The sequence below is a fragment of the Shewanella sp. ISS20 genome (genome assembly GCF_056522965.1).
In genome coordinates this window covers 3,345,212-3,367,057 of the sequence record NZ_JAWRZK010000001.1, presented here as the reverse complement: position 1 = coordinate 3,367,057, position 21,846 = coordinate 3,345,212, and the positions used below count along the sequence as shown (strand labels likewise).

At 46.2% G+C, this 21,846-nt stretch carries 21 protein-coding genes; 3 read left to right on the top strand and 18 right to left on the bottom strand.

Annotation, left to right across the window (positions count from 1 at the left end):
* Positions 1-142: 142 nt before the first annotated feature.
* From AC1HDP_RS15265 to AC1HDP_RS15205, 13 genes are all read right to left on the bottom strand, one after another.
* Complete coding sequence (locus AC1HDP_RS15265; RefSeq protein WP_479639397.1) at positions 143-400, bottom strand: hypothetical protein; 258 nt, start codon at positions 398-400, stop codon at positions 143-145.
* A gap of 341 nt (positions 401-741) precedes the next feature.
* Entirely contained in the window at positions 742-987 is a 246-nt protein-coding gene (locus AC1HDP_RS15260) for a hypothetical protein (protein ID WP_479639396.1), read from the bottom strand.
* A 427-nt stretch (positions 988-1,414) separates the two neighbouring features.
* Complete coding sequence (locus AC1HDP_RS15255; protein ID WP_479639395.1) at positions 1,415-2,704, bottom strand: winged helix-turn-helix domain-containing protein; 1,290 nt, start codon at positions 2,702-2,704, stop codon at positions 1,415-1,417.
* A 239-nt stretch (positions 2,705-2,943) separates the two neighbouring features.
* Entirely contained in the window at positions 2,944-3,777 is an 834-nt protein-coding gene (locus AC1HDP_RS15250) for an ABC transporter permease subunit (RefSeq protein WP_479639394.1), read from the bottom strand.
* Positions 3,765-4,622 carry an ABC transporter ATP-binding protein gene (locus tag AC1HDP_RS15245; protein ID WP_479639393.1) on the bottom strand — a complete coding sequence of 286 codons (858 nt, stop codon included), beginning with the start codon at positions 4,620-4,622 and terminating at the stop codon, positions 3,765-3,767. Before AC1HDP_RS15245 ends, AC1HDP_RS15250 begins: the two co-directional genes overlap by 13 nt.
* Positions 4,619-5,905, bottom strand: a complete 1,287-nt coding sequence (nosD, locus tag AC1HDP_RS15240) for a nitrous oxide reductase family maturation protein NosD (protein ID WP_479639392.1) — start codon at positions 5,903-5,905, stop codon at positions 4,619-4,621. Before nosD ends, AC1HDP_RS15245 begins: the two co-directional genes overlap by 4 nt.
* Positions 5,906-5,929: 24 nt before the next feature.
* Positions 5,930-6,418, bottom strand: a complete 489-nt coding sequence (locus AC1HDP_RS15235; protein ID WP_479639391.1) for a nitrous oxide reductase accessory protein NosL — start codon at positions 6,416-6,418, stop codon at positions 5,930-5,932.
* A 184-nt stretch (positions 6,419-6,602) separates the two neighbouring features.
* Complete coding sequence (gene nrfD, locus AC1HDP_RS15230; protein WP_479639390.1) at positions 6,603-7,550, bottom strand: NrfD/PsrC family molybdoenzyme membrane anchor subunit; 948 nt, start codon at positions 7,548-7,550, stop codon at positions 6,603-6,605.
* Between the two features lies 1 nt (position 7,551).
* A complete protein-coding gene (locus AC1HDP_RS15225; RefSeq protein ID WP_140930710.1) occupies positions 7,552-8,259 on the bottom strand; it encodes a 4Fe-4S dicluster domain-containing protein in 708 nt (235 codons plus the stop codon).
* A gap of 68 nt (positions 8,260-8,327) precedes the next feature.
* Positions 8,328-9,041: a tetratricopeptide repeat protein gene (locus AC1HDP_RS15220; RefSeq protein WP_479639389.1), complete on the bottom strand. Its 714-nt coding sequence runs from the start codon at positions 9,039-9,041 to the stop codon at positions 8,328-8,330.
* Between the two features lie 44 nt (positions 9,042-9,085).
* Positions 9,086-9,853 (bottom strand): FKBP-type peptidyl-prolyl cis-trans isomerase, encoded by a 768-nt coding sequence (locus AC1HDP_RS15215; RefSeq protein WP_140930706.1) that lies wholly within the window; start codon positions 9,851-9,853, stop codon positions 9,086-9,088.
* Between the two features lie 73 nt (positions 9,854-9,926).
* The gene (locus tag AC1HDP_RS15210) at positions 9,927-10,352 is read right to left on the bottom strand and encodes a rhodanese-like domain-containing protein (RefSeq protein WP_479639388.1); all 426 of its coding nucleotides are present in this window, start codon (positions 10,350-10,352) and stop codon (positions 9,927-9,929) included.
* Between the two features lie 91 nt (positions 10,353-10,443).
* Entirely contained in the window at positions 10,444-12,486 is a 2,043-nt protein-coding gene (locus AC1HDP_RS15205; protein WP_479639906.1) for a multiheme c-type cytochrome, read from the bottom strand.
* Between the two features lie 524 nt (positions 12,487-13,010).
* On the opposite strand from AC1HDP_RS15205, the gene AC1HDP_RS15200 reads away from it, so the two are divergent.
* From AC1HDP_RS15200 to AC1HDP_RS15190, 3 genes are read left to right on the top strand one after another with little or no spacing between them, the layout of a single operon-like run.
* The gene (locus AC1HDP_RS15200; RefSeq protein ID WP_479639387.1) at positions 13,011-14,960 is read left to right on the top strand and encodes a heme lyase CcmF/NrfE family subunit; all 1,950 of its coding nucleotides are present in this window, start codon (positions 13,011-13,013) and stop codon (positions 14,958-14,960) included.
* Positions 14,957-15,388 carry a cytochrome c-type biogenesis protein gene (locus tag AC1HDP_RS15195; RefSeq protein WP_479639386.1) on the top strand — a complete coding sequence of 144 codons (432 nt, stop codon included), beginning with the start codon at positions 14,957-14,959 and terminating at the stop codon, positions 15,386-15,388. Before AC1HDP_RS15200 ends, AC1HDP_RS15195 begins: the two co-directional genes overlap by 4 nt.
* Before the next feature lie 2 nt (positions 15,389-15,390).
* The gene (locus AC1HDP_RS15190; RefSeq protein WP_140930698.1) at positions 15,391-15,984 is read left to right on the top strand and encodes a TlpA family protein disulfide reductase; all 594 of its coding nucleotides are present in this window, start codon (positions 15,391-15,393) and stop codon (positions 15,982-15,984) included.
* A 118-nt stretch (positions 15,985-16,102) separates the two neighbouring features.
* Here AC1HDP_RS15190 and ubiA read toward each other — a convergent pair whose 3' ends face one another.
* From ubiA to AC1HDP_RS15165, 5 genes are all read right to left on the bottom strand, one after another.
* Entirely contained in the window at positions 16,103-16,993 is an 891-nt protein-coding gene (gene ubiA, locus AC1HDP_RS15185; RefSeq protein WP_479639905.1) for a 4-hydroxybenzoate octaprenyltransferase, read from the bottom strand.
* A 73-nt stretch (positions 16,994-17,066) separates the two neighbouring features.
* The gene (gene uvrD / locus AC1HDP_RS15180) at positions 17,067-19,238 is read right to left on the bottom strand and encodes a DNA helicase II (protein ID WP_479639385.1); all 2,172 of its coding nucleotides are present in this window, start codon (positions 19,236-19,238) and stop codon (positions 17,067-17,069) included.
* A 224-nt stretch (positions 19,239-19,462) separates the two neighbouring features.
* Positions 19,463-20,356, bottom strand: a complete 894-nt coding sequence (locus AC1HDP_RS15175) for an SPFH domain-containing protein (RefSeq protein ID WP_479639904.1) — start codon at positions 20,354-20,356, stop codon at positions 19,463-19,465.
* A gap of 26 nt (positions 20,357-20,382) precedes the next feature.
* Positions 20,383-21,315 carry an SPFH domain-containing protein gene (locus AC1HDP_RS15170; protein WP_479639384.1) on the bottom strand — a complete coding sequence of 311 codons (933 nt, stop codon included), beginning with the start codon at positions 21,313-21,315 and terminating at the stop codon, positions 20,383-20,385.
* Positions 21,316-21,325: 10 nt separating this feature from the next.
* Positions 21,326-21,793, bottom strand: a complete 468-nt coding sequence (locus tag AC1HDP_RS15165) for an NfeD family protein (RefSeq protein ID WP_479639383.1) — start codon at positions 21,791-21,793, stop codon at positions 21,326-21,328.
* Positions 21,794-21,846: the final 53 nt, after the last annotated feature.

The following is a 21,846-nucleotide window of genomic DNA, read 5'->3' as shown; positions in this document are numbered from 1 at the left end:
AGTGCAAACAGATAAATAGAGCATTATTTTACCTGTTTAGCCTAGATTAAGCATAAGAGTTATGGCCGCTAGACGTTCGCTATAAGGAAATCAGAGTTCAATATGAAAACCAGAGTTCAGCAACAGTCTCCCTGTTTACCCATTAACGGCTATGGGATGGACGATTAACTAAGCGTTCACCTACTAATGACCAAACGCTCCAGCTATACCAGCCTAACGCCATAATGAAACTTGGAATAATAAGATAACTCAATAACTGATGCTCAATAAGGCTTAAGCCTTGAGCGTATTGATACACCATTAATGCAAACGGAGAAAAACCAGAATTTTGTGGCATGACGCCCCAAAAAACCAATAAACCAAAAATGGTTAAATAAAGCAATTTTGCTAAGTGATTCATGTTATTCATCTCCCGCCTGTGATTGAGCGCACTATAATCCCTTGGTCACGGGAAAAATTTGCACTAGATCAAAATTTTCACATCCTTAATGGGCGTAGGGATTATTTAATCATCAGCAATATTAACCACTATAAAAACGTTAGCGCCAATATAACGCGAGCAACAGTGAATGAATAAATAGGTAGGCACAAAATAGGTAAGAGTAATAGGCAAGAGCAATAGAAAATAATCGAACGCTAAGATTAACTAGGTCAGGGAAACTTAGCCATGGATGACAAGCATTCGCTATTCACGCCAAGCATAATATTAGCCAACCAATTATTGGCCAATGCGGTCATGAGCTAAATCATATCACCCACTTTATCATCAAGCATCAAGAGTAAATCCCAGCTAGTCCAGCCTAATGCCATGATAAATCCAGGTACAATTAAATGAATGAGCAAGTTAATTTCGGTTTCACGCAAGCCTTGAGTATGCTCATAAATAAAATCAGTAATGGGATTAATGCCGCCATCATGAGGAAGATAACCCCAGATAATAAAGATCCCAAAAATACTTAGATATAACACTTTAACCAGTAACGCCATCGCTTAACATCCTTGAAACAGATGGCGACAGTTTATAGCGCTAGCTCGCTGCACGCGAGCGATCTAGATCACATAAAATATAAGCAAAGATTAATTTTCAGCGCTGCAAATGGATTTATCATCATTTGATAAATCATGTAAAAACAAGCATTTAAAATGAATCAAAAATTAATTCTAAGCTAACTAATTAGAATTAAACAAGATTATGCAAGGCTATTAGCGCATTGTATTGATTTGGATGATAGCGAGAGTGATAGGTTTGCTGAAGCGGCATACTCTTATAAGGTTTTATACATTTTTGTAAACTCTTGCAAGCAGTTAAATAATAGCCAGCCCACATAGGTAGCAGCCCAAATATCTGACTGCTACCTCGCTAATGGCTACATTGAGCTACTCATCTGATTCATTCTTAGCAGCATGATTACCATTATAACGACACAGTTTGATAGCGAGTCCACATGATGAAATTACCCATGCGCGGCACTATCCATACGGCGGTATTATCGTTTTGATATAGACGGTAAAAATACAGCTCATCATCTAACACATCATGTTTGCGCATTTCCCGAAAGAAGTGCACCGCTGAACGACTAATTTCTTCTGGCCGACTTAAATTCTTTTGGGTCACTTTGACATGAAAGACGTCAGCCTTCATGCCTGAAATAGTGCGCTTATATTGCTCAAAAGTACCACGCAGATGCGATTTTATCGGCGTCGTTAAACAATCTTGGTCGGTGACACAAGAAGAATAATAAAACTGGCCAGTATCTTGTGTATCTTTATCGTATACCAGCGACATAGTGATATCGTTGCGAACCAAGAGCTCGCCTGCGACCGGAAAATACACATCACCATGATAATTATGTTCAAGCACAGAGCCGCCACTAAATGCCATTTCTGGAATAGTCACGCGGTTATAACGAATACGTTTTTCAAGGGTTTTAGTTAGCGGAATAAACTCCTGCATATTTAACCCAGCAGGGCGACTATCAATAGTGGCAATATTAATAATGCCATCACCATCACAATGCTCATAACTATCCCCTGGGCATAATGCCAAGGAATAGACTTTATTATCGGCTAACGCAAAGCTGCTAAATGCCGGGGTACCTGTGAGCTTATTGCCTTCTGGCGCAATATGTTTTTGCCACCACGATGGGTGCAGTTGCTCTATGCCATTGCGATAAATCAGCTTTGCCATCGTTTGCTGGCCGCCAATGTTTAATGGCACAGCCTCACCTGCGCGCCAATTCGCGCTGTGCTTAATCATCCCATGCCAATCACACTGATACCAAATAATGGCCATGATCAGCACTAGCACTAAAATGCCCGATGCCTTAATAGATAACGACACATTGAGCACAGCTTTTTTAATGGACTCGGGATCCGCCAGCGCCACCATCTTGACCTTACTTTGCTCGCTAATATGCAATTGATAACCGCGGCGCGCTAAGGTCTTGAGCTGGACTTCAGGATAAGGCTCTAATTTTTTACGTAAGGTACTAACGCATTGCGTCAACGAGGTAGGGGCGACCACACGTTCAGGCCAACCGACCGCTAATAGCTCTTCCTTAGTTAAAATAACATCAGGTTCGGCTAATAGTCTGGCTAATACTTCGGCTTCGGAGAATGTCAAAGCTATGTGGCTGCCATTGACATGGTCTACCAGGCATTTGCCCTGAACATCCAAGTTCAAATATGGAGTCAGTTGTAACACCTTAAATTCCCCCATCAAGGTTTACTTTGTTGAAATTTTGTAACTTCGTTAAGGGGGATTTTATACTGTTAAAAATAAAGTATCTGTGATAGTCAGCTCAATCTGAGTTAAGGCTAACATCTTGATTTTATATATTAGAAATTGGAAATCTTAATTTTAAAAATTAAAACCCCCATACCCAGCGCCGTCCCCACTCATCTCTTTTGATATAGACGGCAAAAACTATGATTAATGCTTAGTTACAAGCGCTTAACAGCAAAACGCCAATAACATAGAGCTAAGCTTGCTAGCAGCCAAGTCACTAACGCCCCGTACAAGCTTAAGCTTGTCACCCCAAGTTGCTGCAAACTCGCCAGACCCGATTGCCCTTGGCCTGCCAAGGCTGGCGTTGCCGCTAGATTAAGGCTACGAAACACATCCGCGGGATTAATTAAAATCGCGATATTAATCCACTGCCGATTAAGGGCATCGGCAAAGCTCACTACTGTTGCCAAAATCACTAAGTCATAGAGGAGGACGAACACAAACCAGACCAACAGCAACACCCCAAGCGCCTTAGCTTTTTCGCGCACACTTAAACTCACGCCATAGCCAATTAGCACAAAGATAATGGCCAGTAACCAGCCGCTCAGCATAAAATGGCCAAAGCCTTGCACTACTTCACTCATATCAGCCGCGCCATAAATAGCAGTAAATACAGCGCAGCCGCCAAAGGCCACTAGCATGGCCACCGCCAGCACTAAGCCGTGGCCGACTAATTTACCTAAGATCAGCTGCCACTTAGTCAGCGGGTAAGTGAGTAATAACAATAAGGTGCCGCTTTCTTGCTCGCCCACAAAGCTGTCATAACTAATCAGAATGGCGGCTAAGGGCAATAACAACAAAGACAAGCTCACTAAGGCCGCCAATTGATTGCCTAAACTTGGCAATAAGGCCGCGCCTTGCAGCACGCCACCACCAACACTGACTACAAAGGCTAATAACACCAGCACTGATGTCATCATCCACAGCCAACGGTTACGCAGATTATCGCCAAACTCTTTGGCGGCTATGGTCCAGACTATCGCTGACATGAAGCTATCTCCAATCCGGTGGAGCTATCAAAACAAGGCAACTGCGCCATTAATTGGTAAAACAGGGTGCTGAGACACATGTCAGTGTTTGCATGTAAATCCGTATGTGAATTTTCGCCTGAACTTAAGGCGGAACTTAAACCAGAACCTAAACCTGAGCTTACCCTTGAGCTTGACACTTGCTCGCGCAGGCTAGCTAAGCTACCACAAGCTAACAATTGTCCTTGGCCTATGATGAGAGCTTGATCCATTCGCGGCTCAATTAAGCTGAGCTCATGGGTGCAAATCACGACGCTGCAGCCTGTGTCAGTCAGCTCTCGCACCTTGTCATATAAAAAGGCTGAGGCTAATGGGTCAAGCCCAACGGTAGGTTCATCCAGCAATAATAAATTGGGCTGCGCCAGCAGCGCTTGCGCTAAGCCTAAGCGCTGACGCATGCCTTTAGAGTAAGTGCGCACTGGCCGCTTTTTAGCGTAATCCAGTTGGAACTCACTCAGCAGTTGATTGACGCGCGCCTTAGTCACGCCTTTTAATTTAGCAAAGTAATACAGCACATCTTCGCCAGCCATATTGTCATAAAAACTGACGTTTTCTGGCAAATAACCAATGCTTAACGCGCCGCGCTGACGGCCACTAAAAGGTGAGTGACCATAAACTTCAAGAGTGCCCTTGCTTGGCGGCATCAGGCCTAACATCAGCTTGATTAAGGTCGATTTACCCGCGCCATTATGCCCAAGCAGCGCCAGCAACTTACCCGCTTCAAGCTCAAAGCTAATATTGTTTAACGCGTTGAAATTCTTATAACTAAACTGCAAGTTATCAGCTTTAATCGCACATAACGTCATTGATATTCCTTAGCGATACGCCATTCTAAGGCAAAAGGTTGCATCAAGGGCGCGCTATCGCGCACGCCTTTACCTGATACCGGCACGAATTGCTGCTCTAGCCAGCGCAATAAGGCCACTACAGGGCTATCCAGTAACAGGCTGAGCTCAGGGTACAACCAAAATAATCTATCTAGGCTGTCATTGGGTTGATAGGGTAAATCACCTATGCCATCTTGGCTTAAGTCCCAGCCTTGATAATCGCTCCAATAATTGCCTTGGCCTTGATAACTCCATTCCAGCAAGCTGTCACCGACATACTTTACCGCGGCGCTATTATTAATAAATTGATTCAGCCACAAACGGTTACCTTCGCCGCCCATGGCCATATTGATGCCAGTATCATTGGCTTCAAACAGATTTTGATAAATCTGATTATCGCGCGCGCCATAAATAAATATGCCCTTGCCTTCACTCATCAGCGCGACATCGCCCTTAGGATTATGAGTAGCAAGCACTTGATTGTCGTGCAGTTTGGATTCATGGGTGAGGTTAAGCAAGATGCCAAAATCAACGGCATTAGATACCTGGTTGTGGTGGAGATGAATGCGCTTGGCGCTCATTAAGGCATAACCGCCATCGACATTGAAGGCTTGGTTATGCCATGCCTCATCATCTTGGGTATACATGTAGTGAATGCCGTATTGCTGCTCACTAAAGTGATTATCAAAACTGCGACTATGGCTCACATTCTCAAGATAAATGCCATCGCGCACGTTTTGTATGGTGTTTTGATAGAGCTGTGGGTGGGTTACATAACTCAGATAAATGCCATCGCCCCTATCAAGCTTATGGGCCTTGCCATTGCCAGTAATATGATTGCCAGCAATGCGAATGTTTTGCACTTCATCGGCGCGAATGCCAAAGCCTGGGCCTTGGATGATATTATCAAGCACCCTGACATTGTCACTGCCGGCTTCCACTAAAATGGCGGCGTCTCTGTCATAAAGCGAGGCGCCAAAACCGCGAATACTAAGGCCTTTAACTGTCACATTGGGCGCGCGCACAGTAAGGGCGCTGCCGGTGCCTAAGGCATCAAGCTGCGCCTTAGCGTTACTTGTCATCGTCAGCGTTTTAGTCACCACAAAATGGCCAGGATACTCGCCTGCAGCTAAGTGCACACTATCACCACTGGCGGCATTCATTAAGGCGGCGCTCAAGCTTGCGCTATCTGTTACCGTCCAAGTAGCAGCGAGCAGCGAGCCACTGAGCAGATAAGCTATCATCACCGCCAGATAACGCATCACTCCAACCCAATAACCCATACGTTAGGGCTTAACCGCTAATAAATCTAAGCTAATATCGTCAAACGACAGCACTTGGCCGCCATATTGATTAGCAAAGGCTTCAGCCGCTTCTAAGCTTGAAAATGGCGCAACCGCGGGGCCCATCACGGCTTTGCGACTGGTGCCATACACATAGTAAGCACGCTTAGCATCAATAAAGGCACTGTCTTGCGGTTGCTCCCACTCAGTCACACCAGCGTCATGCACAAACAAGGCGGTCACTTGGCGCTTATTTTCAGGCTGGAGCGCAAAATTAAACATATCGCGGCTAGAGCAGAATTTAGGATTGTATTCACTACTATCCATCACCACTTGCCCTTTAGGGCCTGGGTATTTAGTGATCATCATGCCGCATAAATGGCAGCGGTCATGCTCGGTTAGCGGGCTAACGGCGTTAGTATTCACGGAAACTGGCTTATCAGAGCACGCAAATAACAAGGGGATCATCAGTAAGCAAAGTCGTTTTTTCATTAAGTAAAATCTCATTGCTGAGGCTAGTTACGCAAGCGGCGTGATGTTAAGTGCCTAAACCTATCAAGGGATACACCAAGAAACGCAACCATAATGCAGCTTACGGGTAAGACGATAGACACAGTGACCAACCTATGACCCATCTAGTGATGAGATCTAGCTTAATCACTGTGTAAACTCACGCTTAAATGGCGTGTAATTGACCTGCGTATAGGATAAACAAACGCAGACACATCATACCTGTCACGGCGCACACTCCAGACAAATAAAATGCAGAGGCAGAGTGACTGAACTTCTTGCCAGTGGCAAAGTTGAGCAGTAACGGGCCCATAAAGCCAACACCCACTACACCAATCCAGAACACGCTTGACCAAGTCCCTTCATGGAATGCTGCAAAGGCTGTCTGAGCGCCAGCGTTACCGCTGAACAGTGCCATAGCAATCATGAAAATAAACAGGGCTTCGGCAAACATGATTGGCCATTCCGCGCTGTGCAGCACATGCATGTCTTTACTGTGTAACGGCTCTTTGAACATATACACGGCTAACATCTTGGCTGAAGCCGCGCCTGCTGATAATCCTGATGCCACAAACAAGGCTGGCAGCACAGAAGTATTAATCAGCGGGAAGCGGATCAGGGCAGAAATTAAGAAGCCGGTATAAGCACACACAGACAAAGCTAATACCAGTACCGCAATTTCCATTGGGCGGCGGAAACCTTTAACTGCAGCAATCACTGGCAGTAAGAAGTTTAATGCCTTGATCTCACGAACTTCTTCTTCCAGTGCCAACAAGGTAATGATGGCCACTAAAGGAATATAGAACGTCAGAGCAATAACCCCGATAGACATCACTGAATTCAGGTTATAGAACACCAGAATTCGCCAGAAAAATAGCGGGTTAGTTAAGTCTAATACCAGACAAACCATACCTAAGCTGATGGTCACGAATGACACCAGCGCCGCTGCTTTTAAAAATGGCGTATTTTCAGTTTGTCCGAGGAAAAAGCGCATGGCTAACGCTATGGTTAACGCACCGCCTGAGATACCTGCAAAAAACAGGTACACAGCAATCGGCCACGGCCAAGCAACCCCTTCCGACAGCCCCATGGTAAACTCAATAGTACCGTCCATGTTAGACTCCCACTTTCACAATTGGAATATAACGTAAGCTAGGTTCAGTCCCCATATGCGCCTTAATACGCACAGAGTCCTTCACGGCTAGCAAGCGACTGACATACGATGTCGGGTCATTGGCATCACCAAAAATCAGCGCATCATAACGACAGCTTTGTACGCACGCAGGCAATTCACCCTTAGCCAGCTTATTGTCTAAACAGAAGTCGCAGTTATCCGCAACATCAGTGTTTTTATTAATAAGACGAGCATTATAAGGACAAGCGCCAATGCAGTATTTACAACCTGCACACTTGCTATCGTCCATGGTTACTATGCCAGTTTTAGGATCGCGGTGCGCCGCGCCTGTTGGGCACACAGTAACGCAAGGCGCGTTCTTACACTGCTGACAAGAAACGCGCACGAACTTACGCTCGCAGCCACATTCCATCTTGCCGCAATGTGGACAGGCTTGACCGTCAACTCGACCGCTTTGCTGCTCAATCATCACCTTAGAAACGCCCTCAGGCAGTTCATTGGCTTGGTTACACGCAGTTTTACAGTCCCCACAACCGACACATTTGTTCTGATCGAACACCATGACGTAGCGAGGTGTGTAGGTACCAGCGCTTTCCTCTTTGACTGAAGAGCAACCTAATGGTGCCATCAGTACAGAGCAAGCTCCGACACCTTTCAGGAACCTCCGTCTATCTAGATTTTCACTCACAACATCCTCCATCTGTCGGCTTAGTGCCGACCTCATAATTCATTAAGTCGTTCAGCTCAGTGTCGGTGTCAGTTCTGCGAGTTCAGTTTGCTCTGCGCTTTTAAAATCGCATTATTAATCGAGGCCCGATTAAATCCTTGGCTCTGGTTGTCTAGCAAGATATGCCAATGATCGATGGCATCTTGATAGCGACCATTAAGATAAGCATCGGTTGCTAGCAATAACCGTGTTTGTAGCTCCTCACGGTGTAAAGCTAATGCCCGCGCTATCACCAAGTTGGTAGCCAGCGAAATGTCCCTTTGGTCACGGTAATACATAGCCGTGGCCTTCATGCCTAAGAGCTCAGCATCCTCCCCTCTCAGGGCTAACAGCTGATCTAAGGTAGTGACGGCATCTTGGTACATACCACCAGCGGCATAAGATTGGGCCAAGTTTAATAATGCAATTTCATTTTCAGGGCTCTTACCTACGGCTAAACGTCCCTTAGTAATATCGGCTGCCACTAAGTAGTCGATATTCTCGTCGAGTTTGCCGCTGTTCCAGTCGCTGTAGCGACCAGTGATGCTATAGACCCCGACACTGCTGATAAGCAGAGTTAGGGTCATCAGCGCAGGAATAGCGATAGACGGTACTTTATGAGTCATGGCAGCAAGTGGTGCGCGGGTCGTGTCGGCGATCTGCGTTTCACTCGGACATTGGCGTACATAGCAGGCATGTTGCCACCAAAACATGGCGACAAACCCACTCAGTACCATTGCTATCACCAATGTCAAACTATCCATGACTTACTCCGTCTATCTCTAACCTGTTGTTCAGTTATTTGGGCTTAATGGCCAGACATTCCGCCCATACCACCCATGCTGCCCATAGTTGGCACTTTATCTTTCTGTGCTTCAACCTTGGCTAATTCAATATCAAAAATCAGTACCGACTCAGGTGGAATAGCACCTGCGCCTTCAGCGCCATAGGCTAATGCCGCAGGTAAGGTAAAGCGGAAGGTTGAGCCTTCTGGCATTAATTGCAGACCTTCAGCCCAACCTGGGATTAACGTCATTACAGCCATACGCGCTGGCGCATTTTGGGTGTAGGTAGATTCAAACTCAGTGCCATCAAGCAATTTGCCAACAAAGTTCACAGTAACGACATCTTCAGCCTTTGGCTTAACACCATTGCCCATGGTCATCACTTGATACTGCAGGCCTGATTCAGTCACGACCACGCCATCTTTGAGCTTGTTATCAATCAGGTAAGCTTCACCCGCTTCCTTATTGGCCTGAATGGTTTTAGCAACGACAGCGTCACGTTTCTCGTTGAGAACTACTAATCTTTCATTTAATAAATCAACAACTTGCTCTTCACTCAGCACTGAAGTGTTCTTCAGCGCTGCCACAAATCCTTCCACCAGTAAGTCCATGTTAACGTCAACACCGAGCTCAGTCTGGTTATACACTTGGTTAGAAATGTAGTGACCCACAGACGCACCAAGGGCGTAAGACTGCTTCTCTGTTGCCGTGCTAAGTTCGGCTGCCAATGCACTGCCAGCCAACATCATTGCGGCGCTCGCGGCCAATATGGTTTTTTTAAAAATTGTCATGGTTCGCTCTCAACTCAGTTCTTATATTAATGAGCCAGCAGGAAAATTAAGCGCTGGCGGGATAAATTGTCGTTTAAGGGGTTTCGTGCGTTCGGCCTGACATGCGCCAGCCATATATGCCTTCAGGCATTTGCATTACTTGGGTGTAGCCCAGTTTCATCACTTCGCGGGCGGCCATGGCACTGGCAGTACACAAGCGATTGGCACAATAAAACACCATTTCAGCGTCTTTATTCTTTGGAAGTAACTCTCTCCAATTTCTAACATTGAAAAAAACCGCTCCTGGAATAAAGCCCTCAGCCCAGATCTCAAGCGTATTTACGTCGAAAAAATAAACATCACCTTTTTTATGCAGTAACTCAGCTTCCAGTAATCCCACGTACTTAGGGTTCAAATCGTGATGGATGACGGCGGTCATCTCTTCACCTCCGCCAGCAAAGCATTGGCCGCTCATCAATAACACCAAACCAATTAACCACTGTTGTACTAACTTATTCATAGTGCTTTCCCATAAGTCCCGGCAGAGCATTGACCCTGCCGGGGCGGCATTCACTCAAGACCTTGGGGCGACCCCAAGGACTGAGTCACAATTACATCTTGACTGCAAAAGTACCGTCGATGATAGCTTGCGCTTGAGTTACATAAGCCATAGCCGCATCCAGACGTTTCTGGGTGTAGCGTGGACCATGAACACCCCAAGAACCGTCGGCCTTAATCAGGTCAACTGCTGCTTGAGCCTTTTCACTCAGCATATAAACTTCAGACTTCTGACTATTGGTCAGCTTGGTCACTTCCATCATTTGGTCGATGCGCTCGATAGCAGCAACCACTTGAGCGTAAGTTTCCTTGATAGGCTTCTGCCACTTCTGAACTTCACCATAGATTTCAATCTGATCTTCAAAGTGCATACCTTTTTCCAATTCAGACTGGAATGGGCTATGACAACCTTTGTTCTCAACAACATCGAGATCTGATGGCGAGGTACGAGCACAAGACCACATCAAATCTAAGTAGTGATGACCGTTTTCATCTTTAGCAACAGTCCAACCTTTAACGGCTGCATCACGAGGCTGACCTTCAGGTGGGTTAAGCATCTTCAGGGTTGGATCAACCTTGATGTTCCAAACGTGGCTACGACGAACTGAATCGAAACCGGCCATATCAGGGAACTGCATACCCGTGAAGTTTTCACAAGAACCCGTGTTAGGCATGTGACATGACTGACAGGTTTGGTTAGTGTGTGTCTTGCTGTTAGCAGCAACAGTCTTCTGTGCGGCGTGACAATCGGTACAGTCTTTTTTCATTGCAGGCTTAGTGAAGTTAGACTGCCAATCGTTACCGGTCACTTCGTGTGGGTCATGACAGGTAGCACAACGCATCCCCTTATCGTAGTGGGCAGAAGAGAACATTTGCGAACCTTCAGTACCACATGATGGGCAAGATGACTTCATCTTCACGCCAAAAGCGTATTCCAGCTTTTCTTTGCCTTGCTCAGTGTCGGCCAACTCTTCAATAAAGTTGAAACGCTGGTGACAACGCTCACAGTTTGAAGGCATACCGCCACCAATACCGCCGTCTAAGTGACCGCCAGCGCCGTGACACTCTTCACAGGCAATACCTCTAGAAATTGTGTGCTTACGCAATTCTTCTGGGTTACCTAGCGCGGCAAAATACTCTTCCTTGTTCTTAAAGTCGAACTTGAAGGTATGACAAACTTCACAGTATGAAGAGGCGGGTTGGAACAAGAAATCAGTCTCGTACTTAGCGCCGTAAGAGCTCATGCCCCACTGATGTGAACCTGACAGGCCAATTTCTTCCAAGGTGGTTGGGAACGTTGGAATAATTTTCTGAATTTCTTTAGCTTTTTCAGGGGTCAGCCATTCAGCCCAGCCGCGAGAGAACTGGTTAGCACCCGCCACTAAAGTACCAGTGCCATCTTTAAGCAGACCATCACGCACATGGTAGGTACCACGTACCAGCCAGCTATCAATTACACCATACTTGGTACGAGGAGTACCAATAGTGGCGTAAATCACGTCAGGGGTAATACCATCAGGCAGGATGGAAGTATCTTTAGTGTTGTACATGGTTTTTTCGATATCGTTACCAACTTCAGGATGCTCTCCTGGGAAACGAACCGTTTTAGCGTGACGCGAGCGTTTCCACTTTTCATATTGAGCGCCGTGACACTCACCACACTTTTCTGGACCCACAAACTTGTTAGGGAAATCTAAAATAGATTTTTCACCTAAACGATATTGAATCGCCATTGGGCGACCATGGTGCTCAGAATACTTTTGACTATTACCTTCTTCTAGATATTCACCACCTCGGTCAGAGACTTTGTAAACACCTAGTAGACGACCTTGTTCTTCATATTTAAATACTGGGTGATTCTGGAATAAGAAATCAAATAACTCTTTTTCCTGAACAATATAGTCTTGTAATGTTTTGACGCCACGAGACTCTTCAGTCAGATCGGGATTGGCAATAATTGATTGCGCAGTTTTACCCATATCATGAGTGCCGTATCCTGGTTCGCCAGCTTTAGGTGCTGCAAAAGATGCAGTGCTCGCTGCCGCGCCAAAACAAAACAGCGCTCCTAGCGCGGTCTTGCGTTTCCATTGATTCATCATTCACTCCTAACTTACTTTTTTTAGTTTTATATTGGCTGAACCCGACAGTTCGCCGAACCACATACACACTTGAGCAAGTTGGATTCTCTAGTGATAACCATTAAAAAAATCGGAGCTGGTGCACAAAAAAAACCGACCAATATCAGTAGAGTTATAAAAAGCAATATTAACAATTAAAAACAACAACTTACAAAATACGCTTTTCGTATATTTCACATCTAAAACCGTTGTTTTTATATCTAAAAACATCTAAAAAAATTATCTGTTTTTATAAATAATTACGCCATTAAGGATCGCCTGATTATTAAATGACTAGGGTCACATTATCGTTAGCTGAATTAAGATAATCTCAGATAACGATAACTATTAAGCAAATCATGCAGTGGCTTTATTAATATTAGTGCTGTCATTCATTTGACTTATTTCATGCTGAATATATAACCACCACATTATTAGCATCACGATTTAATGATTAATTGTGAGCTACAGCATTAACTCTTCAAAAATATACAAGGCAAAGTATGCTTGCAGAAATTGGACATATACTGCTCATTATTAGTAGTGCTCTGGCATTAAATCTTTGCTGGGTTGCAGTGATTGGATTACATAAAAACAACAGCTATATATTAAGCTTTGTTAAACCGCTGAGCTTATTACAAGCTCTAGGTTTATTAGCCGCTATTGGTTGTTTAACTGCAGGTTTTTTATTAAACGACTTCTCGATTAGTTATGTCGCCAATCATTCGAATACCGAGCTTGCTTGGTATTTTAGAATGGCTGCTGTATGGGGCAGCCATGAAGGTTCAATGCTGCTGTGGGTCACGCTCATTAGTGTATGGGCCGCGATTATTATGTTGAACCCTAACTATCAAGACCAGTATTTCATGGTGCGGATGCAAGCCATTTTAGCCGCCATGATCTTAGGTTTTAACTTATTCCTGCTATTTACCTCTAACCCATTTGCCCGCAACTTGCCGCACATCCCTATAGAAGGTCGCAACCTTAACCCTATCTTGCAAGACATAGGCTTAATTTTGCATCCGCCGTTATTGTTCTTAGGCTATGTTGGCCTCGCCATCTGTTTTGCTGGCGCCCTCGCAGCGCTGTGGGACGGTAAACTTGAAAAACTGCAGGCAAGCTATTTACGCCCTTGGGTATTACTGGCTTGGGTATTTTTAACCGGAGGCAATGCCTTTGGTTCTTGGTGGGCGTATAACGAGCTTGGTTGGGGCGGATGGTGGTTTTGGGATCCAGTGGAAAACGCTTCTTTTATTCCTTGGTTAGTCGCCACCGCTTTAGTGCACTCCATTTGGCTCACCAGTAAACACGCAGAACTTAAATTAACTAGCATATTCTTATGCTTAACTGCCTTTTCATTAAGCTTGTTAGGTACCTTTTTAGTGCGCTCTGGCATAGTACAATCTGTGCATGCCTTTGCCTCCGACCCAACCCGCGGCATGTCGATTCTAGTATTGCTGCTGGTATTTGTAGGCTCGGCCTTACTGATGTTTGCGCTGCGCGCGCAGCAGTTATCGCAACTATCCGTCATCACCTTATATTCCAAAATGACTGGCATTATGATTGCTATCGCTATTTTGGTGGTGGCCGCGTTGTCGGTACTGCTTGGTACCTTTTATCCCCTACTCTATGAATTGCTTGAACTTGGCACTTTATCGGTAGGTGCACCTTACTTTAATAGCATCTTTGTGCCGCTCACCTTCTTATGCGTCATCGTCATGGGGTGGGTACCTTTGATGGCAAGCCTTTCCAAAAAAATGCTGACCTTAGCCCTGCTGGCTTGCTGGCTTGTGGCATTAGCCATCATGCTCGTCAGCAATCAGGGCGCCAACCCAATGCTGTGGTTTGGCGCCGCCAGCGCTTTGTGGTTAGTGCTGAGCTTAAGCATCTATCTTTGTTGCCTAGTCAAACATCAGCGTGTTACCGCCGCCAAGATAGGTATGTTGATTGCCCACTTTGGCGTGGCAATTAGCATCATAGGCGCTACCGGTATTTCTAATTATGAGCAAGAAGCGCTGCTGCGCATGGCGCCAGGCCAAGGCAAACCGCTGGGCGATTATATTTTCGTGTATCGCGCCAATGTGCCGGTAGAAACCGCGAGCTACGAAGGTATTCAGGCGCAAATTGAAGTGCTAGACCAGCAAGAGCAATCTTTAGGCTTTATTTATCCCGAGCGCCAAACCTTTAAAACCAATGGTATGGAAGTGTCACAAGCGGGCATTAATCACGGCTTGTTTAAAGACTTGTATGTGTCTAAAGGCGTGCAACTCTCTGACACTGAATACCTGATTAGAATCACCATTAAACCTTTGGCCATGTGGATTTGGGCTGGCGCCTTACTCATGATGTTGGGTGGGTTAATTGTTGTAGCTGGGCGTAGTAGAGCCCCAAGCCTTGCTAAAAGCCACGCCACTAACAAGCGGCCAAGTTACCCAGAGGTGGTCACTCAATGAAATATATATACACCATGCTATTAACTCTGCTGCTGGCCTGTAATGGCGCTGCGGCTGCCACAGACACTAGCACAGTGCCATCAGGGCTCTCGAGCGCGCAATTGTTACGTCAGTCCAATGAGATAGCCAAAGAATTGCGCTGCCCCAAGACAATCAATCAGAGCCTATATGAGTCAGAGTCGCAAATTGCCCATGAGCTTAAAGGGCATATTTATCAAATGCTGCAACAAGGACAAAGCAAACAAGAGATTACCCAATTTATGGTCGAGCGCTATGGCGAGCAAATGCATTATCGGCCAGGATTAAGCGCCAGCACTATGATGCTGTGGTTTGGACCGCTCATGCTGTTAGTCATGGCTATTGGTTTAGTACTATTTTTTATTCGTCAACAAGGACGAGCTCAACAACATCAATCAGAGGATCGTTAATCATGTTCAAACAAGCCACTATGGCCTTAGCCTTACTTGCTTGCAGTGTATCTGCGCAGGCCCATTCTCTGCAAAACAAGGTCTATCAGACTGGTGAGCCGTTAGCTAAGCCGATGCAAATGACGGGCTTTACTGAGATGTCGTGGGCGCGCGGCGTGCCAGACATTGAAATGCAAACCTTAGATGGCCAAGTGGTAAAACTGAGTGAATACCAAGGTAAGCTGGTATTAGTCAACTTATGGGCCACTTGGTGCCCACCGTGCTTAAAAGAAATTCCATCCATAGTGAAGCTCAAGCAAGACAATCAAGACAACAGCAAGATAGAAATCATTTCGTTATCCATAGATGAAGATACCAGCCTGGTTCCAAGCTTCTTAGCTAAACATAACTTTGCTAATTTTGAGACCTTGCTCGACCCAAGCTCGCAAATTGAAAACATCATGCCTGCCAACGTAGTGCCAGCCACTTATATGTTTGATGGCGCAGGTAATCTGGTAGGGTTTGTGCGCGGCTTTATGCACTGGGATGATAAGTCAGTGCAGCCCTTTGTCGAGCAGCTGATCACTAAGTACGCGGATAAAAACAGCGCTAGCTAATGATTGCGAATTAACAAGGCTAGCAAAAACACGTTAGCAACAAAAAAGCCCCGAGCTTGGCATGTAAGTTCGGGACTTTTTTATTGCATCAGGCTAATGTTTTATCAAGCAAATGCTTTTAAGGTACAAGCGTTAACGTCGCAGGCGATAAAGAGTAAAAACTCAACACAGTGGCAATAAACAGCAGCATACCGGCAAGGTTATTATTTAAAAATGCCTTGAAATAAAGACTGCGATCGCGCTGCGCCAATAAATGCTGTTGATATAGGCCTAAACCAATAAAGCTCACTAAGCCCAAACCATAGAGCCAATTAGCGCCAGCGGCCATACCAGCCATAGCAAAGGCAATTAAAGCTAGTAGCTGGAACAGACCAATCCACTGCCTGTCATAACGGCCAAATAAAATCGCGGTGGATTTAATCCCAACCTTGATATCATCATCCCTATCTACCATGGCATACATAGTGTCGTAAGCCACAGTCCAGCACCAGTTAGCGGCAAATAACCACCAAGCCTCAGCAGGCACAGTACCTAATTGCGCGGCATACGCCATAGGGATAGACCAGCTCCATACCACCCCTAAAAACATCTGCGGCATGTTAGTAATGCGCTTAGTAAAAGGGTAAATGACGGTAAGTATTATTCCCACCACAGACAGCTGCACCACTAAGGGATTAAGCAGCAATACCAGTCCAAACGCCACCAGCCCCATCACGATAAATAAGGCAATGGCTTCTTTCGAGCTCACTTCACCGCTCGCTAAGGGCCTATGTTTAGTGCGCTCCACATGGCTATCGAGTTTGCGATCAGCAAAGTCATTAATCACGCAACCGCAGGCGCGCATTACAAACACGCCCACCACAAACACCAGCAACACCTCAAGATTTGGTAAGCCCGCGGCTGCCAACCACAAGCCAATGAGGCAAGGCCACATCAATAAAAAGGTGCCAATTGGCTTATCTAATCTGGCTAGGCGGCGGTAAGCCGAAAATTTATCCCCAATACTCATATCCATCATAGTGGCGCTCCTACTACCGCCGATAATTTGGGTCAAACGACCTGGCTGATGACTGTAACTTGGCTTACACCGCCTCTAATTTGGCATAAGCCAACATTAACCATTTGCTGCCAACATCATCAAAGTTGACCTGCACCCGCCCTTGCGGACCGCTGCCTTCAACGTTAGTGATCTTGCCTTCGCCAAACTTATGGTGCTTAACGCGTTGGCCCATGGTAAAGCCTGTATCATTAACCATGCTTGAGCGTGTCATTTGACTAGTACGTTGATGGTTCATAGGGGTAGCCACTTGAGCCTTTAAGCGAATTTCCTGCAAATATTGACTAGGAATTTCTTTAATAAAGCGCGATGGGCGGCCGAAAGTTTCTCGGCCATAAATACGCCGAGATTCGGCATAACTGATATACAATTTTTCCATGGCGCGGGTCATACCCACATAGCATAAGCGTCGCTCTTCATCGAGACGATCGCCCTCTTCTATGGCCATTTGGCTTGGGAACAAGCCTTCTTCCACCCCTGCCATAAATACCACAGGGAATTCGAGCCCCTTGGCCGAATGCAATGTCATTAACTGCACCGCATCGGTAAAGGCATCAGCTTGGCCTTCGCCCGCTTCTAAGGCGGCGTGAGATAAGAAGGCATTAAGTTCACTCATGTCTTCTAAATCATCAGGCATTTCAAAGCTGCGCGCCGCTGTAACTAATTCTTGTAAGTTTTCAACTCGCGCATGGGCTTTCTCACCCTTTTCAGCAGCATACATGGTTTGCAGGCCAGATTGCTGAATAACTGTATCTGTCATGCGATATAAAGGTTGCTCTTGGGTGTCTTGTTGCAGCTGGATCACTAAATCCATAAAGCCGCGCACTGAATTAGCGGCGCGCCCAGTCAGTATTTTCTCTTCCAATAACCGCTGACACGCTTGCCACAAGGTAATACTGTGCTGACGCGCTGTGGTGCGCAGTATATCTAAGGTGCGATCGCCAATGCCGCGCGCTGGGGTATTGACTACCCGCTCAAACGCCGCGTCATCATCATGGTTTGAAATTAAGCGTAAATACGCCATGGCATCTTTAATTTCTTGGCGCTCAAAGAAGCGTAAACCGCCATAAATGCGATACGCCAAGCCTTTGTGCAATAAGGCTTCTTCCAATACCCGCGACTGGGCGTTAGAGCGATACAAGATAGCGCAACCGCTTAAGCTGCCGCCCTGGTCGTGCCAATCGTTAATACGGCCAACGATATAGCGTGCTTCATCCATTTCGTTAAAGGCGCAGTACAAAGAAATCAGTTCGCCATCTTTACCTTCGGTCCACAGCTTCTTACCCATGCGATCTGGGTTATTAGCAATCAGCTCATTCGAGGCATTAAGAATATTGGCGGTCGAGCGATAATTTTGCTCTAAGCGAATGGTTTTTGCGGCAGGAAAATCCCCTAAGAAACGGTGCAAGTTTTCTACCTGCGCGCCGCGCCAGCCATAAATCGACTGGTCATCATCCCCAACTATCATCACATTGGCGCTACTGCCGGCCAATACACGGATCCACGCATATTGAATGGCGTTAGTGTCTTGAAACTCGTCCACTAAAATGTGGCGGAATCTGTCTTGATAATGAGCCAATAAATGCGGCTTGTTGAGCCAGATTTCATGGGCGCGCAATAAGATTTCAGCAAAATCCACCAAACCCGCGCGATCGCACGATTCCTGATAGGCAGTGTATAACTGCAGCAAGACTTGCTCCATCGGGAAGCCACCAGCATCTATATGGCTTGGGCGTAACCCTTGGTCTTTCTTACCATTGATATAGCCACTCACCATACGCGGTGGGTATTGCTTCTCATCTAAATGGAGGCTTTTTAAGATACGTTTGATTAAACGCAGCTGATCATCAGAATCGATAATTTGGAAGTTCTGCGGCAGTCCCGCATCTTGCCAATGGGTACGCAGCAAGCGATGGGCTAAGCCATGAAAGGTACCTATCCACATGCGGCCGATATTACCACCAGCCACTTTTTCAACCCGCTCGCGCATTTCGGCGGCGGCTTTATTGGTAAAGGTTACTGCCAGAATGGAATATGGACTTTGATTTTCAACTTGCATCAACCATGCGATTCTGTGGGTTAATACCCGAGTTTTACCACTGCCTGCGCCGGCTAATACCAGCATACTTGACTGAGGTGCTGCCACCGCTTGGCGTTGACTATCGTTTAATCCGTCCAGTAATGAAGATACGTCCATTCTAGCCTCCCAAAAAAATGAACAGCCATTATAGCAGGGGAGCAGCAGGATAAGAATGAAAGCATGGCCATTGGCGCCAATGAGTCGTGCGGCTGCGAGATGGTGAGTTGACGCCTTAACCCATTTGCTTACTTTTTAGCGCTAAACCATGACTAATACACGGCAAAAAAAGCGCGACATAGTAATGTCGCGCCTTAAGTCATTTGCGAGAAAAATGTATCGCATTAATTACGTAAATCAGGCCCTTGCAGCCATTGATCAAAATTGGTCAGATCTTTAGGTAATACCACCCGCGTACCCGCTTTAGCTAAGCCTTGTAATTGCTGCAAATATTGCTCGGCTAACTGTAAGCGCAGCGCTTGTTGGCCGCCCGGCGCCTCAATGGCTAAAGCCAAGGTTTTAATGGAGTCCGCCGTGGCGCGCGCTAGTTGCAAGATTTCCTCCGCCTGACCTTCGGCTTCATTAATGCGCCGCTGCATTTCACCCTCAGAGATATTCACCATTTCAGCCTTAATGCCCTCAGAGCGATTAATCTTACTTTGCTTGTCGCCTTCACTCTTTGCTAGTAAGGCGCGGCGCTCACGCTCGGCATTCACTTGCATTTCCATGGCGTTACGCACAGTTTCTGGCGGCGAGATATTTTTAATCTCATACCTATGCACCCGAATGCCCCAACTGGCGCCCGCTTGGTCGAGCACTTCCACCACTTTGGCCGATATCACATCGCGCTCTTCAAAGGTGCGGTCTAAATCTAAGGTGCCAATCACAGAGCGCGTAGTCGTTTGCGCTAACTGAATGGCGGCGTAGCGATAATCTATCACCCCATAGCTGGCCTTAACGGCGTCCACCACTGAAATGTAAATCACGCCATCAACCACCACATTGACTTCATCGCTAGAAAAGCATTCTTGCGGCGGCACATCGATAGTTTCTTCTTTAAGGTCGTGAATATAGGCAACCTTATCCACAAACGGCACTAAGGCATGAAAGCCCGCATCTAAGGTACTGTGGTATTTACCTAAGCGCTCAACCACATGGGCTGATTTGGTTGGCACTAACCGTATGGATTGGAACAATTTAACCACTACGATAAAAAATAGCAGCGCCCAAATCGCCATGACTAACGCGTCGGTATCTAAGTGATTCACGCTTTGCCCCCTTTAACTTGCTGCGCCGCTATGGTGGATGACACTTGCTCCATGCCAGTAAAAAAGCCATCTATCTTAGCCAACTCACTTGGCACTATGGCCACATCGGCAATGGCAATCACCTTGCCAAACTCATTAATAAACTGCTGTTTAAGCTGCATATCCATGGCGGCTTGCGCGCCGCTATGAGTCAGGGCTTCCCCTACCATGGCAAGCCCTTGCGCCTGCGCATTAGCCACAATACTAATCTCTTGCGCCGTGCCTTTAGCTTCATTAATACGTTTTTGCTTTTGGCCTTCAGAGATATTAATCGCCTCTTGGCGTTCGCCTTCGGACAGATTAATCATCGCCGCCTTTTCGGCATTGGCTAAGGTGATTTCGGCGCGTTTACGCCGCTCAGCTTCCATTTGTTTTTCAAGGGTATGAATGACATGACGCGAAGGCGTGATGTTTTTAAGCTCATAGCGCAACACTTTAATGCCCCAAGGCGCCGAGGCCTTATCAATTTCGCGCACTATGGAGTCATTAAGTTTATCGCGCTCAGAAAAGGTTTCACTTAAGGTCAATTTACCTATCTCGGAACGCATAGTGGTTTGCGCTAAATTCACTGCTGCCATGCGATAGTTTTCAATGCCATAGCTAGCTTCTTTGCCATCCATGACTTTGAGATACACTAATCCATCAACCTCAAGCTGAGTATTGTCTTTAGAAATACAAGATTGCGGCGGCACATCTAGCACTTGCTCGCGGGTGTCGTGGCGATAGGCCACTCGGTCGATAAAAGGAATTAAGAAGTGAAAGCCTGGGGACAGCACGCTTTTAAACTTGCCTAAGCGCTCAATCACATGTACGTCGCGCATCGGCACAATCAAAATCCATTTGTAGACGATAAAAATGAGCACTAAAAACAGCACAGTAAAAATTAGCATCTGTCACTCCTTAATCAGCTTGTTCGGGCGCTAGCGGTTCAACTACTAGGGCTATGTTTTCACGGCAAATTATCCGTACGTTGGCGCCAACCTCTATCACAGTGCCATCGCCTAATGCTGGCCACTGACTGCCTTGAAACTCAATGCGCCCTTGGGATTCCCCCGGGCCAATGACGGCAATCACCACAGCGGTTTGATTGTAAATATCTAAGTCTTCATCGGTATTATCTATATGTTTATCGCCACCAATCAGCTTTTGCGTTACTTGCCTAAAGCCCAGCAACAATACAATCGAGACCATAAACCACAAGGTAAAACTCGGCGCGACACCAACCACTAAGCCAAGTGCCAAGGCCGCCGCCACGATAAGACAAGCCAGCCCAAGTAAAATCACTATGCCCCCAGGAACAATAACCTCAGCCAAGATGAGACCTATGCCCACCCCGAGCCACAGAAATTCCGCTTGCACCATACTCATACCTCCTAACCCTAAGAACCGCTTACACCGCTTGCAGTAAAAAGCACTGCGCA

Excerpts from the sequence above, each read along its gene's own strand:
- AC1HDP_RS15265 (WP_479639397.1), bottom strand. The coding sequence starts at position 400 with ATGAATCACTTAGCAAAATTGCTTTATTTAACCATTTTTGGTTTATTG.
- AC1HDP_RS15260 (WP_479639396.1), bottom strand. The coding sequence starts at position 987 with ATGGCGTTACTGGTTAAAGTGTTATATCTAAGTATTTTTGGGATCTTT.
- AC1HDP_RS15250 (WP_479639394.1), bottom strand. The coding sequence starts at position 3,777 with ATGTCAGCGATAGTCTGGACCATAGCCGCCAAAGAGTTTGGCGATAAT.
- AC1HDP_RS15245 (WP_479639393.1), bottom strand. The coding sequence starts at position 4,622 with ATGACGTTATGTGCGATTAAAGCTGATAACTTGCAGTTTAGTTATAAG.
- nosD (WP_479639392.1), bottom strand. The coding sequence starts at position 5,905 with ATGCGTTATCTGGCGGTGATGATAGCTTATCTGCTCAGTGGCTCGCTG.
- AC1HDP_RS15235 (WP_479639391.1), bottom strand. The coding sequence starts at position 6,418 with ATGAAAAAACGACTTTGCTTACTGATGATCCCCTTGTTATTTGCGTGC.
- nrfD (WP_479639390.1), bottom strand. The coding sequence starts at position 7,550 with ATGGACGGTACTATTGAGTTTACCATGGGGCTGTCGGAAGGGGTTGCT.
- AC1HDP_RS15220 (WP_479639389.1), bottom strand. The coding sequence starts at position 9,041 with ATGGATAGTTTGACATTGGTGATAGCAATGGTACTGAGTGGGTTTGTC.
- AC1HDP_RS15215 (WP_140930706.1), bottom strand. The coding sequence starts at position 9,853 with ATGACAATTTTTAAAAAAACCATATTGGCCGCGAGCGCCGCAATGATG.
- AC1HDP_RS15210 (WP_479639388.1), bottom strand. The coding sequence starts at position 10,352 with ATGAATAAGTTAGTACAACAGTGGTTAATTGGTTTGGTGTTATTGATG.
- AC1HDP_RS15205 (WP_479639906.1), bottom strand. The coding sequence starts at position 12,486 with ATGAATCAATGGAAACGCAAGACCGCGCTAGGAGCGCTGTTTTGTTTT.
- AC1HDP_RS15200 (WP_479639387.1), top strand. The coding sequence starts at position 13,011 with ATGCTTGCAGAAATTGGACATATACTGCTCATTATTAGTAGTGCTCTG.
- AC1HDP_RS15195 (WP_479639386.1), top strand. The coding sequence starts at position 14,957 with ATGAAATATATATACACCATGCTATTAACTCTGCTGCTGGCCTGTAAT.
- AC1HDP_RS15190 (WP_140930698.1), top strand. The coding sequence starts at position 15,391 with ATGTTCAAACAAGCCACTATGGCCTTAGCCTTACTTGCTTGCAGTGTA.
- ubiA (WP_479639905.1), bottom strand. The coding sequence starts at position 16,993 with ATGAGTATTGGGGATAAATTTTCGGCTTACCGCCGCCTAGCCAGATTA.
- uvrD (WP_479639385.1), bottom strand. The coding sequence starts at position 19,238 with ATGGACGTATCTTCATTACTGGACGGATTAAACGATAGTCAACGCCAA.
- AC1HDP_RS15175 (WP_479639904.1), bottom strand. The coding sequence starts at position 20,356 with ATGGCGATTTGGGCGCTGCTATTTTTTATCGTAGTGGTTAAATTGTTC.
- AC1HDP_RS15170 (WP_479639384.1), bottom strand. The coding sequence starts at position 21,315 with ATGCTAATTTTTACTGTGCTGTTTTTAGTGCTCATTTTTATCGTCTAC.
- AC1HDP_RS15165 (WP_479639383.1), bottom strand. The coding sequence starts at position 21,793 with ATGAGTATGGTGCAAGCGGAATTTCTGTGGCTCGGGGTGGGCATAGGT.